The 14,674-nt window shown below is 34.0% G+C and carries 14 protein-coding genes; 7 read left to right on the forward strand and 7 right to left on the reverse strand.

The window, feature by feature from the left end:
* Positions 1-8: 8 nt before the first annotated feature.
* Both JS605_RS09345 and surE read right to left on the reverse strand, forming a co-directional pair.
* Positions 9-296: a hypothetical protein gene (locus tag JS605_RS09345; RefSeq protein ID WP_203257457.1), complete on the reverse strand. Its 288-nt coding sequence runs from the start codon at positions 294-296 to the stop codon at positions 9-11.
* Between the two features lies 1 nt (position 297).
* Complete coding sequence (surE, locus tag JS605_RS09350) at positions 298-1,071, reverse strand: 5'/3'-nucleotidase SurE (protein WP_203257458.1); 774 nt, start codon at positions 1,069-1,071, stop codon at positions 298-300.
* 174 nt (positions 1,072-1,245) lie between these two features.
* On the opposite strand from surE, the gene JS605_RS09355 reads away from it, so the two are divergent.
* The 3 genes from JS605_RS09355 to dnaG all read left to right on the forward strand — a co-directional run bounded on the left by JS605_RS09355 (position 1,246) and on the right by dnaG (position 6,566).
* A complete protein-coding gene (locus JS605_RS09355) occupies positions 1,246-3,381 on the forward strand; it encodes a carboxy terminal-processing peptidase (RefSeq protein ID WP_203257811.1) in 2,136 nt (711 codons plus the stop codon).
* A 7-nt stretch (positions 3,382-3,388) separates the two neighbouring features.
* A complete protein-coding gene (locus JS605_RS09360) occupies positions 3,389-4,483 on the forward strand; it encodes an ABC transporter permease (protein ID WP_203257459.1) in 1,095 nt (364 codons plus the stop codon).
* A gap of 109 nt (positions 4,484-4,592) precedes the next feature.
* Positions 4,593-6,566 (forward strand): DNA primase, encoded by a 1,974-nt coding sequence (gene dnaG, locus JS605_RS09365; protein WP_203257460.1) that lies wholly within the window; start codon positions 4,593-4,595, stop codon positions 6,564-6,566.
* 131 nt (positions 6,567-6,697) lie between these two features.
* On the opposite strand, the gene JS605_RS09370 is transcribed toward dnaG, so the two are convergent.
* The gene (locus JS605_RS09370; protein ID WP_203257461.1) at positions 6,698-7,324 is read right to left on the reverse strand and encodes a response regulator; all 627 of its coding nucleotides are present in this window, start codon (positions 7,322-7,324) and stop codon (positions 6,698-6,700) included.
* 113 nt (positions 7,325-7,437) lie between these two features.
* Positions 7,438-8,226, reverse strand: coding sequence for an NAD(+) synthase (gene nadE, locus JS605_RS09375; protein ID WP_203257462.1), 789 nt, complete (start codon positions 8,224-8,226; stop codon positions 7,438-7,440).
* 91 nt (positions 8,227-8,317) lie between these two features.
* Between nadE and gldB the strand changes: the two genes are divergently transcribed.
* Positions 8,318-9,280 carry a gliding motility lipoprotein GldB gene (gene gldB / locus JS605_RS09380; RefSeq protein ID WP_203257463.1) on the forward strand — a complete coding sequence of 321 codons (963 nt, stop codon included), beginning with the start codon at positions 8,318-8,320 and terminating at the stop codon, positions 9,278-9,280.
* Complete coding sequence (gene gldC / locus JS605_RS09385) at positions 9,280-9,612, forward strand: gliding motility protein GldC (RefSeq protein ID WP_203257464.1); 333 nt, start codon at positions 9,280-9,282, stop codon at positions 9,610-9,612. Before gldB ends, gldC begins: the two co-directional genes overlap by 1 nt.
* Before the next feature lie 300 nt (positions 9,613-9,912).
* Here gldC and JS605_RS09390 read toward each other — a convergent pair whose 3' ends face one another.
* The 3 genes from JS605_RS09390 to JS605_RS09400 are packed head-to-tail and all read right to left on the reverse strand — an operon-like array spanning position 9,913 to position 12,455.
* Positions 9,913-11,046, reverse strand: a complete 1,134-nt coding sequence (locus tag JS605_RS09390; RefSeq protein WP_203257465.1) for an ATP-binding protein — start codon at positions 11,044-11,046, stop codon at positions 9,913-9,915.
* A gap of 31 nt (positions 11,047-11,077) precedes the next feature.
* Positions 11,078-11,707 carry an HD domain-containing protein gene (locus JS605_RS09395; RefSeq protein ID WP_239000319.1) on the reverse strand — a complete coding sequence of 210 codons (630 nt, stop codon included), beginning with the start codon at positions 11,705-11,707 and terminating at the stop codon, positions 11,078-11,080.
* On the reverse strand, positions 11,700-12,455 hold the full coding sequence (locus JS605_RS09400) for an SDR family NAD(P)-dependent oxidoreductase (RefSeq protein ID WP_203257466.1): 756 nt from the start codon (positions 12,453-12,455) through the stop codon (positions 11,700-11,702). The genes JS605_RS09395 and JS605_RS09400 overlap by 8 nt, the downstream gene beginning before the upstream one ends.
* 241 nt (positions 12,456-12,696) lie before the next feature.
* Here JS605_RS09400 and JS605_RS09405 point away from each other — a divergent pair, with 241 nt between their 5' ends.
* Together JS605_RS09405 and JS605_RS09410 are read left to right on the forward strand one after the other, a co-directional pair.
* A complete protein-coding gene (locus JS605_RS09405; protein ID WP_203257813.1) occupies positions 12,697-13,698 on the forward strand; it encodes an AAA family ATPase in 1,002 nt (333 codons plus the stop codon).
* 109 nt (positions 13,699-13,807) lie between these two features.
* Positions 13,808-14,674, forward strand: a complete 867-nt coding sequence (locus JS605_RS09410) for a DUF58 domain-containing protein (RefSeq protein ID WP_203257467.1) — start codon at positions 13,808-13,810, stop codon at positions 14,672-14,674.

Genomic DNA, 14,674 nt, shown 5'->3' on the forward strand with positions numbered 1-14,674 from the left:
AAAAAGAATCAAAACAGTTTAATTACAAAGGTAAATACAGCGATAAATACGGTAATAATTAAAACCCCTCTAGCGCGATAGTCTTGTCGTTTTTTTATAAAAATAAAAAAGGCAATTAAGTTTAAAATTGCACCGAGACTTATTATTTGCCCTACCGACCCTTCTGAAAAAGAAGTTTGGATGGCTGAAATTAGATCATACCCCTTAAGCTTGCCAATAATAAAGGATGCAATTATAAAACCTATTCCGTTACTTATAAAACCTATTAATATGCCTATGAAAATATCTTTCTTCATTTTATTTAAAATTCCAAGTGTCTAAATCTTTAATGAAATGGTGTGCGGTTAAATCAAACTGTACGGGTACGAGAGATACGTAATTGTGCTCCAGTGCCCATTCATCCGTGTCTATACCTCCATCTAAATTTACAAACTTACCGGTTAGCCAATAGTAATCTCTTCCTTGCGGGTTTTTACGTTTATCAAATTCCTCAACCCAATTAGCACGTGCTTGCCGGCATACTTTTATACCTTTTATGTCTGTTTCGGGAACATCGGGAATATTTACATTCAATACTACGCCGTCCTGTAAACCATGTTGCAATACATTTTCAGTAATTATTTTTACAAACGATTTACAAGCATTAAATTTAGCACTCCATTTATAGTTTAACAGCGAAAAACCAATAGCGGGGATACCCTCTATGCCGGCTTCTATAGCGGCACTCATGGTACCAGAATATATAACGTTAATCGAGGAATTAGAGCCGTGATTAATGCCAGAAACGCAAATATCAGGACGCCTATCTAAAATTTCTCTTACGGCTAATTTCACACAATCAGCTGGGGTGCCAGAACATGTGTATTCCAAATGTGTGCCATCAGGCACTTCTATTTGTTCAACATACAAAGTAGAATCTACAGTAATGGCATGGCCTTTGGCACTTTGTGGACTGCCTGGTGCTACTACAACTACATCGCCCAAAGTATTCATAACTTCAATCAATGTGCGTATACCAGGGGCGGTAATGCCATCATCATTAGTGACTAAGATCAAGGGTTTTTTTAACATAAATAGGCTCAGTGTTAAGCATTGCTAAAATACATAAATTCTTATGTAAACCCTTGTTTTGTTTGCTTTAACAAAAAATTAGTGACCCATCCGTTCAATGGCACGGTTTTTTCAGTATTTTAGTAAATTGATAAATAAATTAAATAGCTTTTATCTAAGATTATGAAGGATATGATGAAAAAGAATTATAAGGTATTGTTGTTAGTACTACTTTTGGCATTTGCCTCCTGTAGTTTTACTTCTAAGAAGTTTGATGATACCGACAAGGATAAATTATTACTGCAAGTTATTACTTATATACTGCAAAATGGGCATTTCGACCCTATTAAATTGAATGACAGTTTTTCAGAAGGATTGTTTAATGACTACATTGAACAAATGGATCCTGTTAAACGTTACTTCTACGAATCGGATTATAAAGAATTTGAGAACTACAAAACGAATATAGATGATCAATTAAAAGCGTATGACATTACGTTTTTTAATGTGGTGTATAACCGTATGATGAAACGTATAGGTGAGGCAAAAACTATATACAAAGACGTTTTATCCCAACCGTTTGATTATACTATTGATGAGACGTTTGATACGGATTATGATAAAATAGCTTTTGTGAATAATAAAAAAGAAATGAGAGAACGTTGGAGAAAGCAATTAAAGTTTTCAACGATTTCCAATTATGATGATATTTTGCAACAAGAGCAGCAAGCTAAAGAAAAAGATCCGTCTTACACTATGAAGACAGAGGCTGAAATTGAGAAAGAAGCAAGGGAGGCAACCTTAAAATCTTTGGATATTTATTTTAATGATAATATTGATGACTTAACCCGCGAAGATTGGTTTTCAACCTATGTAAACGCCATTGTTGATGAGTTTGATCCGCACACCTACTATTTGGCACCAAAAGGTAAAGAAGATTTTGATACCCAAATGTCTGGTAAATTAGAAGGTATTGGAGCACGCCTAACTAAACGTATGGACTATATAAAAATAGTAGAATTGATTTCTGGAGGTCCAGCGTGGAGAAGTCAGCTGTTAGAAGTTGAAGATATCATATTAAAAGTAAAGCAAGAGGATGAAGAAGTGGGTATAGACATTGTTGGCATGCGTATTAGTGATGCCGTAAAATATATTAAAGGGCCTAAGGGAACTAAAGTAACTTTAACCATTAAGAAAGTAGATGGCACCATAAAAGATGTAACTATTGTACGAGATGTTGTGGAGTTGGGCGAAACTTACGCCAAAGCATCGGTGGTTAAAAAAGGAGACAAAAAGTTTGGGATTATTAATTTACCTAGATTTTACGTAGATTTTCAAGATTATAAGAACTTAAATGCAGCTATAGATGTTCGCAAAGAGATAGAACGCTTAAAGGCTGAAGGTATGGAAGGATTGATCTTGGATTTAAGAAATAATGGTGGAGGATCCCTGCCAGCAGTTGTGGATATGGCTGGATTATTCATAAAAGAGGGGCCAGTAGTACAAGTGCGTTCTACTGGAGCACCAAAAGAAGTGCTTCGTGATAGGGATGAATCTATTGCTTGGGATGGACCATTGGTAATTTTAGTGAATGAATTGTCAGCATCAGCATCCGAAATTATGGCTGCTGCCATGCAAGATTATAAACGTGCCATTGTTATTGGAAGTAAGCAAACCTATGGAAAAGGAACAGTGCAAAACGTGTATAACTTAAACAATGCGGTAAGAAATAATACCAGTGGCGATCTAGGAGCCTTAGCATTTACAACCCAGAAGTATTATAGAATTAATGGAGGTTCAGTACAGTTGGAAGGTGTGAAAAGCGATGTGCAAGTGCCTGGGCGTTTTAGTTTTATAGAAGTAGGGGAGAAAGAAAAAGATAACCCATTACCTTATGATGAAATAGACCCAGCGGATTATAAAACTTGGGATAATTATTTTGATTATGATAAGGCCATAAGCAAAAGTAAAGAACGTATGAATAACAACGAGCAGTTAAAGCTTATAGAAGAAAATGCCAAATGGGTTAAAAATCAAATTGATGAAACCGAGTTTTCTCTAAACTATAAAACGTACAAGCAGCAAATTGAATTAAACGAAGAAGAAGCTAAACGTTTTGATGCTATTTCAAAGTATAAAACTGATCTAGCCTTTTTACCGACAACTTTTGAAAAACAATTATTTGAAACCGATACTACAAGCTTAAAAGATAAAAGAGAACGCTGGTATAAGAATTTAAGTCAAGACGTTTATGTGGAAGAGGCTGTGAATGTACTTGAAGATTTAAAACTGGCCTACAGCATTAAAAAAGTAGCTAAGGTAAAAGACTAAACCTTAAATGGGTAACACATCAAATTCACTGAGACATTTAGCGCTCCAAAAGTTTAAAAAGAACTTCTGGGGCGTTTTTAGTTTCTATTTTATTGTATTTGTAGGGTTGATTTCCATTTTTGCCTATCTAGTGGCACCTGATAATTCACAGCATGCCAACCAAATGCATTTGTCCATACATTCAAAACCTCCAGGGTTTAAGGTGTCTATGCTTACAATACCATCTCAGGTAAAAAATGAGCAAAATGTATTAAGTAAACTATTCTTTGGTGTTAAAAATACAGATACCGAAGTACCAATATCAGAGTACTCTATAGCAGATCGTAACCTAGCATATACAGAATATGCGTCAGATGGTTTAAAAGGCGTTGAAAAAGTAATATCCCTATCAAATTTCCCCAATTCAGAAATTGATGCTTTTATCAAAGAAAAAACATTCTTTTTTGGTACCGATAAATATGGTCGCGATTTATTAAGTAGGATTTTGGTAGGTGCCAGAATCTCTTTTTTTATAGGTTTTGTAGCAGTGTTTATTTCACTAATCATAGGTGTTTTAATGGGTAGTTTAGCTGGTTATTTCGGTGGCAAGGTAGATGCCGTAGTTATGTGGATAATTAACGTAACATGGTCTATTCCAACCTTATTATTGGTTATTGCAATAACCCTAGCTTTAGGAAAAGGTTTTTGGCAAGTTTTTATCGCAGTAGGGCTAACGATGTGGGTTGAGGTTGCCAGAGTAGTTAGAGGACAAATAATTAGCACCAAAGAAATGCAATATGTTACTGCCGCAAAGGCCTTAGGGTATAACGATTATAGAATTATTACTAAACATATTTTACCTAATATAATGGCGCCAATTATTGTAATTTCTGCAGCAAATTTTGCGGCAGCCATTTTAATTGAAAGCGGATTGAGCTTTTTAGGCATAGGAGCACAACCACCTATGGCAAGCTGGGGCGCTATGATAAAAGATCATTACAACTATATTATTTTAGGAAAACCTTATTTAGCAATGATACCCGGACTCTGTATTATGGGGTTGGTTATGGCGTTTATGCTTATAGGAAATGCGTTGAGGGATGCCTTAGATGTAAAAGCATAAGTACTAAAAACATAGGCTTGTTTCAGGAACAGTTCTTTTTTCTTGTAACTTCAAATTTCAAAAATCAATACTTTAGTAGTACATTTACATTTCCTATAAATTTCAAAAATTGATAGCAGCACATTCCATAGATCAAGTATTTGAAACCGCTCGTGTTGAAGAGGTTATAGGGGATTTTGTGCAGCTGAAAAAAGCTGGAAGTAACTATAAAGGTTTAAGTCCGTTTAGCGATGAACGCACCCCGAGTTTTATGGTGTCTCCAGTAAAACAAATATGGAAAGACTTTAGTACAGGAAAAGGGGGTAATGTTGTTGCTTTTTTAATGGAGCACGAACACTTTACCTACCCAGAAGCTATAAAATATCTCGCCAAAAAGTACAATATTGATATAGAGGAAACCGAACAGAGTAATGAGCAAAAAGAAGCAGCCAATGAACGGGAAAGTTTGTACTTGGTTAATGAATTTGCAAACAGTTATTTTAAAAACATATTGCATAAAACCGATCAAGGAAAATCTATAGGATTAAGCTATTTTAAAGAGCGAGGGTTTACTGAGGAGACTATAAAGAAATTTGATTTAGGTTATTCGCTTGATGAATGGCAAGCCTTTACAGACGAAGCTTTAAAGAAAGGCTACCAATTAGAGTTTTTGGAAAAAACAGGGCTTACTATTGTAAAAGGGGAAAAACAATTTGATCGTTTTAAAGGGCGTGTTATGTTTCCCATAAAAAGTATGAGCGGTCGTGTGCTAGGTTTTGGTGGGCGTATTTTAGTAAATGATAAAAAAGCTGCAAAATATTTAAACTCTCCAGAAAGCCTTATCTATTACAAAAGCAAAGTACTTTACGGTATTTATGATGCCAAACAAAGTATAGCGAAAGAGGATAACTGTTATTTAGTTGAGGGATATACCGATGTTATTCAATTCCATCAAACAGGAATTAAAAATGTAGTGTCTTCTTCTGGGACAGCATTAACATCGGAGCAAATACGTTTAATAAACCGCTTAACCAATAATATCACGGTACTTTTTGATGGAGATGCAGCAGGGATGCGTGCATCGCTTCGGGGTATTGATTTAATTTTGGAGCAGGGCATGAACGTAAAGGTATGTACGTTTCCCGAAGGAGAAGATCCAGATAGCTTCGCAAAGCAGAATACACTTGAGGAATTAACGGTATATCTTGAAGAGAAAGCTAAAGACTTTATTCAATTTAAGGCTTCGATTTTGTATGAAGAAGCCAAAACAGACCCCATAAAAAAGGCAGAAACTATAAGGGATATTGTAAATAGTATATCTAAAATCCCCGATACCATAAAAAAGGAGGTTTACATACAAGAGTGTGCTCGTATTATGGATATTAGCGAGGAAGTACTCTTTACAACCTTAGCACAAATCAATCAAAAGGGACTAAGAGAAGAAAATAGAAAATATAAGCAAGAAAAAAACAACCTAGAGCTGATCAAGAATGATCAATCTATAAAAAAAGTAGATGTCCAATATAGTTTAGAACGTGACATAATTGAAATTCTTTTGCTATATGGGAATGAGATAGAAGATTTTGAAGATTTAGTACTGAAAGAAAATGATGAAGGAGATTTAATAATGGAACCTGTAATTCAACAAGCAAAGGTTTTTGAAAAAATTTATCTAGATTTACAAGAGGATGAAATGGAATTTGCAAACAATACTTTCAAAAATATTTATTACACTGTCATTGATAAAATGAACTTAAATTCTGATCTAAAACCTCAAAGTCTTTTTAATAGTCTAGATTCTCAATCTTCAACAGAAATCAGTTCAATGCTTATGATTGATGAGAAATATTGGCTAAGTGATTGGCATCGTAAAAATATTTTTCCAAAATTAAAACAAAACTCTATCGAACAATTGGTTCGTGAGACCATACTTAGCCTTAGGTGTTATTTGGTATACAAGAAAGTGGATGAACTAATGCAAAAGACTAAGAATGATATTTCTAATACCCATAAAGAAATATTGAATGAAATAAATGATTACAACGAATTAGAAAAACTCTTGACAAGAAAATTAAACAGATTAAGGCTTGCTGATTTAAATTAACAAACCTTATGAAGAAAATTGTTTTGGAACAAACAATCGAGCACAAATCTGAAATAAACAAATCTGTGCTCGAAGAAGTTAAAGAGTATTCTAGTTTAAAAATGTTATTATCTAGAAAACTTAATCGTGTACTATAAGTCTAAGAACTTAGCTTGGTTTACTAAATCAACTAAATTATCAACTTTTAGTTTTTTCATTAAACGCGCTTTATAAGTACTTACAGTTTTTTCGTTAATGTTGAGTTCTTTAGAAACCTCTTTGTTTTTCTTTCCTATAGCCAAAAGTTTTAAAACTTCTGTTTCTCTAGTGGATAGTTTTTTAAAGAACCTACCGTTTTTGTTGGTTCTAGTACCAAACGCTAGTTCTTGCGTAAGTTCATTGCTTAAATGAATGCCTCCATTGTAAACTTTTGTTACAGCTTCGTTAATGGTAATTACATTTTCGTTTTTAGAAATGTAACCAGCTGCACCTGCTTTAATGGAGTTAAAACCATAAACATTTTCTGGTTGCGCACTTAACATTAATGCTTTAATATCAGGAAAGTCTGATTTTAAATGCCTTAAAACTGTTAATCCATTAAGTTTTGGTAAATCAATTTCGGAGAGAAGTACATCAACCGGTTCCTTTTTCAGAAATTCCAATACGGCTTCGCCGTTGTCAACACTTCCAACAATTTCAACGTCAGAAGAAGCGGAAAATAAATGCTCAAGTCCTTTTCTGATAATAGGATGAGGGTCCGCTATCAATAATTTAATCATATCTTAGGGTTTTATTAGCTATGACGATTAATTTTTTTGAGAGAATCATAGCATAGGTTAGGGAATATACCCAATGGTCAAAAATACTAAAAAAATTATAGATATTACAACACTTACATTAAATCACTCGGGATTTCGCAAATTGGAATAGGAATCATCTTATGTTTGTTATTGATATTATAACGTTTGTATATTTTAAAAACTTCCTTTTCACGCCCAGAAAAATCGTTCTCTGTTTTTCCTTGATCCTCCATTTTCATGGCCCATTCCAGTTCAGGATAAGAAGCCCCAATTTGGTCTTCATCACTTCTGGCATCTCCAAACAAACCATCGCTAGGAGCAGCATTCATAATAGATTCGGGTACTTTTAAAAATTCGCCAAGTTGGTAAACTTCAGATTTTAGCAAATCTGCAATAGGGCTTAAATCTACACCACCGTCGCCATATTTTGTATAGAAGCCAACACCAAAATCCTCAACCTTGTTGCCAGTGCCAGCAACCAACAAACCATACAAACCTGCATAGTAATAAAGTGTTGTCATTCGTAAACGAGCTCTTGTATTGGCTAAGGCCATATCAACAGTTGTTTGCTTACCATCTAAATGCACTTCAGTTTTAAATTCTTCAAAAACAGGAGTTAAATCTACACGAGTATCATTAACGTTATCAAAACGTGTTTTAAGTTGCGCTATATGTTCATGTGCTCTTGAAACGTGGCTTTTAGCTTGATGGATGGGCATTTCAATACACAAAACCTTTAAACCGGTTTTAGCAACAAGGGTAGATGTTACTGCAGAGTCAATACCTCCAGAAATACCTACCACAAAACCATTTACTCCAGCGTTTATAGCGTATTCTTTTAACCAGTTTACAATATGATTTACAACTTTTTCTGTCTGCATAGCAAGGAAAATTAAATATGATAATACTACCTTTGCAAACAAAAATAACTTATACGCTCAATTTATAAAAATTTAGAGCGTTTAGATTTTTATGAAACATATATTATTTGCTGTTTTTGGGGCTATTCTTATCCTATCATGTAAGGATGAAAACAAACTTGAAAAAGCTATTGCGAATATAAATATTGATATTGCTGTTGAGCGTTTCGATCAATTTTTTGGACATGCAGAGGCGCATGATTTACCTAAGATAAAGCAGGCTTATCCATTTATGTTTTCGGAGAAGTACGACGATGCGTTTTGGATGGCCAAAATAAAAGATACCCTACAGCAAGAATTGACTGATGAAGTAGGGAAAAAATTTCAAAAGTTCAATACTATTGAGATTGAGATAGAAACTTTATTTAATCATTTAAAATATTATTTTCCAGAGTTTAAGCCACCTCGTGTAATTACAACAACTTCTAATGTAGATTACAGAAATAAAGTGATAGTTACTGATACTATCGCATTAATAGCTTTAGATACTTATTTAGGTAAAGATCATTATTTCTATGACGGTATTCAAAATTTTATAAAGAGTGGTTTTGAGAGTGATCAGATTGTGGTAGATGTTACCAAGGAATATGCAAAAAAGTATATTTATCAACCTCAAAGAAAAACCCTGCTAGATGAAATGATTTATTTTGGCAAACAGCTTTACTTTAAGGATGTGATGTTGCCTAATAAAACAGAAGCACAGGGTATAGGATATACTACTGAGCAACTAAATTGGGCACGTACAAACGAGCACTACATATGGCGCTATTTTGTGGAGCGAGAGTTACTTTACAGTAATGATGCCAAACTCCCAAATAGATTTATAAACCCTGCCCCTTTTAGTAAATTTTTTTTGGAAGAGATAGATACCAATTCGCCTGGACGTATTGGCATATATATAGGTTGGCAGATAGTAAGGGCTTATATGAATAATAATGATGTTTCTTTAAAGGAAATGCTACAAACCCAACCACAAGATATTTTTAATAATTCTAAGTTTAAACCACGCAAATAATGGCAAAAACAATACAGTCTAAAATAGAGTTGAATGTTGAACTGGACGAAAACCGCGTACCTGAAAAATTATTTTGGACAGCGCAAGATGGAGGTATAACCAATGCAGAGGCTAAAGCTATGATGTTATCCGTTTGGGACGATAAGGCCAAAGAAATGTTACGTATAGACTTATGGACCAAAGATATGCCAGTTGATGATATGAAGATATTTTTTCATCAAACACTAGTAGCTATGGCTAATACATTTAACCGTGCAACACAAGATGAAAAAATGACAGCTACCATGAAAGATTTTTGCGATTATTTTGCTGAAAAATTAGAGCTGAAGTAATATCTGGGCACTTCTATTAAACCCAGGCTCTCTCAGGTTGTTGTTTTTTTAAACTTACCATTAACTAAGTTTTTATCTAGTTGCTTTCTCTTTTAAGTAGTTTGTTGTATTGTACTATGCATCATTTAGGTTGTCTTAAAGTAGCTTAAGAAAGGTTAAGACATAAAAAAACCTTGACACTCTGTTTTCGATTTGGAGCACAAGGTTTGATTAAATGATTAATAGCAGTGCAAATGTACTACTTTTTTAATCTTACCAAACTGTTTTGTGTTAAGTTAAGGTTAAATTTATTAACATATGTTAATTGTATTTCACTTTTCTTAAAATTCGTATCGCTTCTTTATATAGTAAATAAGTGTCTTTGTTTTGTGTTTTTAAATACGGTTTTACTTCTTGTAGCCTGTCTATAGCATCATCAAAATCATTTAGATAACATATTAAATATGTAGAAGGAAGGTTGTTTAAATCTATGGTTTCGGTTTCAGTTAAACGTAGTCCCTTTTTCAATTTTTCTAAAAGTGCATTGTTGGTATTGTAAATGTGGTACAATGTTTTTTTGTTAAATTGGGGTGGCTCAAAGAGCAATTTGGTTTCAATATTGTAACTGGCATTCTCCTGAAAATTAATAACAGTTTCTTCTAAAGGATAATATTTATAGCTTTTCTGGAACCCTAAATTCACGTACTCTATAATCTCAAATGTATTTTCGGTTATTTTTATAGAAACTTCGTCTAGTGTAGAAAAAAACAAACGTACTTGTTCGTTTATCAATTCTATATCCACTCGCGAGTAAAAGGTTTCTTTTTTCACGGTTTTCTTTTGCCCTGCCCAACACACTACAAAATACTCTTTAAACACTTTGTATTGGGCATTAAAGTCTTTACGGGTATTCATAAAATCCATAACACCATCTAAAGTGTGTTTTATATTGTTTTGCGCATTCATTTCAATGGCTTCCACAATTTTAGAATTCACATCCATGATATCACTTTTAAATACTTTAGGCATACTCATACTACCATCCCTAAAAAACACGGCGCCACCATAATATTTCCAAATATTTTTTCGCAAAGAGGTAAGGATACCTGTGGGTCTTATAGTTACTAAGCCTATTACTTTGTCATCTGGTAAGTGCGGAAACGGAATATTCTCATATTGTACAATAGGGGGATGGGTTAAGTAAGCATTTATAAGGTTTTGAATTTTACTATCATCAAAAAAATCAACACCAATTATTTTGTTGTCCTCATCCTCAACACCAATAACTATGTATGAATTGTTTTTTGGGTTACTGTTGGATAACGCACAAATATGTTTTAAAAACTTAGCCTTACCTTCTTTATGGCTGATGTCTATTTTTCGTTTTTTATCATAAAAACTATTTTCGTCATTATGCGCTAGAAGATGTTTTATCAGAAGACGTTTGTTAATCATAGCAGTCATTCCTGCGAAAGCAGGAATCTATTTAAAGCAATTCAATTTCTTTTTTTAAGTTTCTTTTTGCCAATTTTTCATATTTAAGTTGAAATACTTTTGTAAAATACAATGTTTCTCGTTCACTAAAATGTTGTAAAACTTTTTTCCTGCCTTTTTTGTATATGAAATTCGGATAAATAGCATATTCTTTTCTAATGTTTTGGATATAAACCTGATAGTTTTCCCATGAACTGCCCAAAATTGAAAGGTCTATATCTAAAAGATAGGCATTGTCATTAGTCTCCTTAAGAATGATTTGATGTTTTTTTGTTGAAATTATTAGGTTGTTAACCATTTTTAGATCCTTTTCGTCTAAATCAAGCTGTCTAAGTCTGTTGTCAGCCAAGAGCGCGCTTTTTTCTTCATTATCGTTTCGGCCAGGTTTATAAATAATATCATGGTACCAAATAGAAAATAAAAAATTGTGCCAATTTATAATTTCACTTTTTACATATTTGGCATGTGTAAACATGTTATGCAAATGGGAAAGATTGTGATAATGGCGGACACTCGATGTGTATTGTATCTCAATTTCTTTCCAAAGCTCTTCAATTAGACTCAAATCTTCTGAAAAAGAACTTGTTAAACTAAACCATTCTTTTTTTAGTATTTCAATCATAAACTTTTTTAACGGTAACACTATTTGCCTGCGCTGTACAAAACATCAAGACATCAGCTATATTAACATGGGCGGGTCTGGATACCGCGAAATAAATAACTTCAGCTACATCTTTTGCTTGCAAAGCTTTAAAACCAGTGTATACATTATCGGCTTGTTTTCCGCCTTTAAATCGTACTTGGGAAAATTCAGTTTCAACCAATCCTGGATTTATAGCTCCTACTTTAATTCCAAAAGGGTTTAAATCCACACGCATGCCCTCAGTAATGGCCAAGACAGCATGTTTACTGCCACAATACACATTGCCTTTTGGGTATACCTCTTTACCTGCGGAAGAGCCAATGTTGATGATGTGTCCAGATTTTCTAGCTGTCATTTGTGGGATTATCGCCTTGCTCACATACAAAAGGCCTTTTACGTTAATATCCATCATGGCATCCCAATCATCTAAGTTGCCTTCTTGAATTGGGTCTAACCCATGGGCGTTTCCAGCATTATTTATTAGGATATCAATCTGTTTAAAATCTTCAGGGAGTGTACTTATGGCATTTAAAGTTTCAGCTCTATCCCGTACATCAAAATTTAAAATATGCACATCGGTTAATCGTTCTAAGGCTTCTTTTATGGTGTTTAGCCTGTTTAATCGCCTACCACAAAGTACTAATCTGATACCGTGTTTTGCAAATTCGTAAGCTGTGGCTTCCCCAATACCGCTAGTAGCACCAGTTATAAAAGCTGTTTTCTTCATTTTAGTAGTTTAATGTCTCTAAAATACAAGTAAAATAAATCCAAGCAGAAAGAATTAATTAATAGTTATTCACGATACAATTTTATTTAAGATAATCTTATCATAATAATTGGTTAAAGTCAGGATTCATCTTATTTCGCCATTTTTTTTAACCTATTTTTAACAGAATTAAAATAAAAATTTTAACAATTTGCATTCCGCTAAAAAATAGCATAGAAGTAGAGTTTAAAACTTAAAAATGATGGAAGAAACGAGTACAATTGATATTAAGTCTATTAACGAGAAGATAGAAAAGGAAAGTGCATTTGTTGACTTGCTGACTTTAGAAATGAATAAAGTTATCGTTGGGCAAAAGCACATGGTAGAACGTTTGCTTATAGGGCTTTTAGGTCGCGGTCATATTTTATTAGAAGGTGTGCCAGGATTGGCAAAGACTTTGGCTATTAATACCCTTTCTCAAGCTGTGGATGGTAGTTTTAGTAGAATACAGTTCACACCAGATTTATTACCGGCTGATGTTACAGGTACTCTAATTTATAATATGAAGGAGAACGATTTCTCCATTAAAAAGGGACCTATTTTTGCCAATTTTGTACTAGCTGATGAGATAAACCGTGCGCCAGCGAAAGTACAATCAGCCTTGCTAGAAGCCATGCAGGAAAAGCAAGTTACTATTGGGGATGAAACTTTTGCATTAGATAAACCGTTTTTGGTAATGGCAACACAAAATCCAGTAGAGCAAGAAGGAACTTATCCACTACCGGAAGCACAAGTTGACCGTTTTATGCTGAAAACTGTGATTGATTATCCTAAATTGGACGAAGAGCAAATGATTATTCGTGCCAATTTAAAGGGTGCTTTCGAAAAGGTAAATCCTGTAGTGTCCTTAAAGCAAATTTTAACGGCTCAAGATGTTGTAAGAGAGGTGTATATGGATGAGAAAATTGAGAAATACATTTTAGATATCATATTCGCCACCCGTTATCCTGAAAAATATAGACTTACCGATTTAAAACCATTAATATCTTTCGGAGCTTCTCCTCGTGGAAGTATCAATTTAGCAACTGCGGCAAAATGTTATGCCTTTATCAAGCGCAGAGGTTATGTAATTCCTGAGGATGTTCGTGCTGTAGTGCATGATGTTTTACGTCATAGAATAGGAATTACCTATGAAGCTGAAGCTGAAAATATTACCTCAGAGGATATCATCAACAAAATTGTAAACGAGATAGAAGTACCATAAATAGTCGGCAGTATTCAGTCTCAGTCTTCAGTACTCAATCCACTGAAAACTTATACTGAATGCTAATTTAGGACAGCTAACTGCATACTGAACACTGCATACTGAAAAGATGGATACTAAAGAATTACTAAAAAAAGTACGTAAAATAGAGATCAAGACACGGCGTTTGTCTGATCATATTTTTGGAGGAGAATACCATTCTACCTTCAAAGGACGTGGTATGACGTTTAGTGAAGTTCGTCAGTATCAATTTGGAGATGATGTAAGGAGCATAGACTGGAATGTTACAGCGCGTTACAATGAGCCATTTGTAAAAGTGTTTGAAGAAGAACGCGAGCTTACCATGATGCTGATGGTAGATATTTCGGGCTCTGAATTATTTGGTACAGCGCAACAATTTAAAAATGAAATAGTTACTGAAATTGCAGCAACACTAGCTTTTTCAGCTACGCAGAATAACGATAAAATAGGTTTGATTTTATTTTCAGACCAAATAGAGTTGTTTATCCCACCAAAAAAGGGGCGTTCACATGTACTCCGTATCATAAGAGAATTGATAGAATTTGAGCCTGAAAGTAAACAGACAAATATCTCTGAAGCATTAAAGTTCTTAACCAACGTAATGAAGAAAAAAGCCATTGTGTTTGTGCTTTCAGATTTTATTGCAGATGATTACGAACGTACTATGAAAATAGTATCAGGTAAGCATGATGTAACAGGTATCCGTATTTATGATAAACATGAAGAAGAGATTCCAAACCTGGGAGTCGTACAAATGCAAGATGAGGAAACAGGCGAGTTAATGTTGGTAAATACAACATCTAAAAAAGTGCGACAAAATTATGCTAGGTTTTATAGAGATAAAGTGAACTATTATAAAGAAACTTTTTCACGATCTGGAGCGGGAACTATAGATTGTCGTGTGGATGAAAGCTATGTAAAAAAACTATTAGGCTATTTTAAACGAAGAGGGTAA

Origin of the sequence: Hyunsoonleella ulvae (assembly GCF_016827605.1) — a bacterium.
Taxonomy (GTDB): domain Bacteria; phylum Bacteroidota; class Bacteroidia; order Flavobacteriales; family Flavobacteriaceae; genus Jejuia; species Jejuia ulvae.

What these genes read in the sequence shown, in the direction of transcription:
- gldB (WP_203257463.1), top strand. Translation starts at nt 8,318, where the DNA reads ATGAAACATATATTATTTGCTGTTTTTGGGGCTATTCTTATCCTATCA.
- surE (WP_203257458.1), bottom strand. Translation starts at nt 1,071, where the DNA reads ATGTTAAAAAAACCCTTGATCTTAGTCACTAATGATGATGGCATTACC.
- JS605_RS09400 (WP_203257466.1), bottom strand. Translation starts at nt 12,455, where the DNA reads ATGAAGAAAACAGCTTTTATAACTGGTGCTACTAGCGGTATTGGGGAA.
- JS605_RS09345 (WP_203257457.1), bottom strand. Translation starts at nt 296, where the DNA reads ATGAAGAAAGATATTTTCATAGGCATATTAATAGGTTTTATAAGTAAC.
- JS605_RS09370 (WP_203257461.1), bottom strand. Translation starts at nt 7,324, where the DNA reads ATGATTAAATTATTGATAGCGGACCCTCATCCTATTATCAGAAAAGGA.
- gldC (WP_203257464.1), top strand. Translation starts at nt 9,280, where the DNA reads ATGGCAAAAACAATACAGTCTAAAATAGAGTTGAATGTTGAACTGGAC.
- JS605_RS09395 (WP_239000319.1), bottom strand. Translation starts at nt 11,707, where the DNA reads ATGATTGAAATACTAAAAAAAGAATGGTTTAGTTTAACAAGTTCTTTT.
- JS605_RS09410 (WP_203257467.1), top strand. Translation starts at nt 13,808, where the DNA reads ATGGATACTAAAGAATTACTAAAAAAAGTACGTAAAATAGAGATCAAG.
- nadE (WP_203257462.1), bottom strand. Translation starts at nt 8,226, where the DNA reads ATGCAGACAGAAAAAGTTGTAAATCATATTGTAAACTGGTTAAAAGAA.
- JS605_RS09360 (WP_203257459.1), top strand. Translation starts at nt 3,389, where the DNA reads ATGGGTAACACATCAAATTCACTGAGACATTTAGCGCTCCAAAAGTTT.
- JS605_RS09390 (WP_203257465.1), bottom strand. Translation starts at nt 11,046, where the DNA reads ATGATTAACAAACGTCTTCTGATAAAACATCTTCTAGCGCATAATGAC.
- JS605_RS09355 (WP_203257811.1), top strand. Translation starts at nt 1,246, where the DNA reads ATGAAAAAGAATTATAAGGTATTGTTGTTAGTACTACTTTTGGCATTT.
- JS605_RS09405 (WP_203257813.1), top strand. Translation starts at nt 12,697, where the DNA reads ATGGAAGAAACGAGTACAATTGATATTAAGTCTATTAACGAGAAGATA.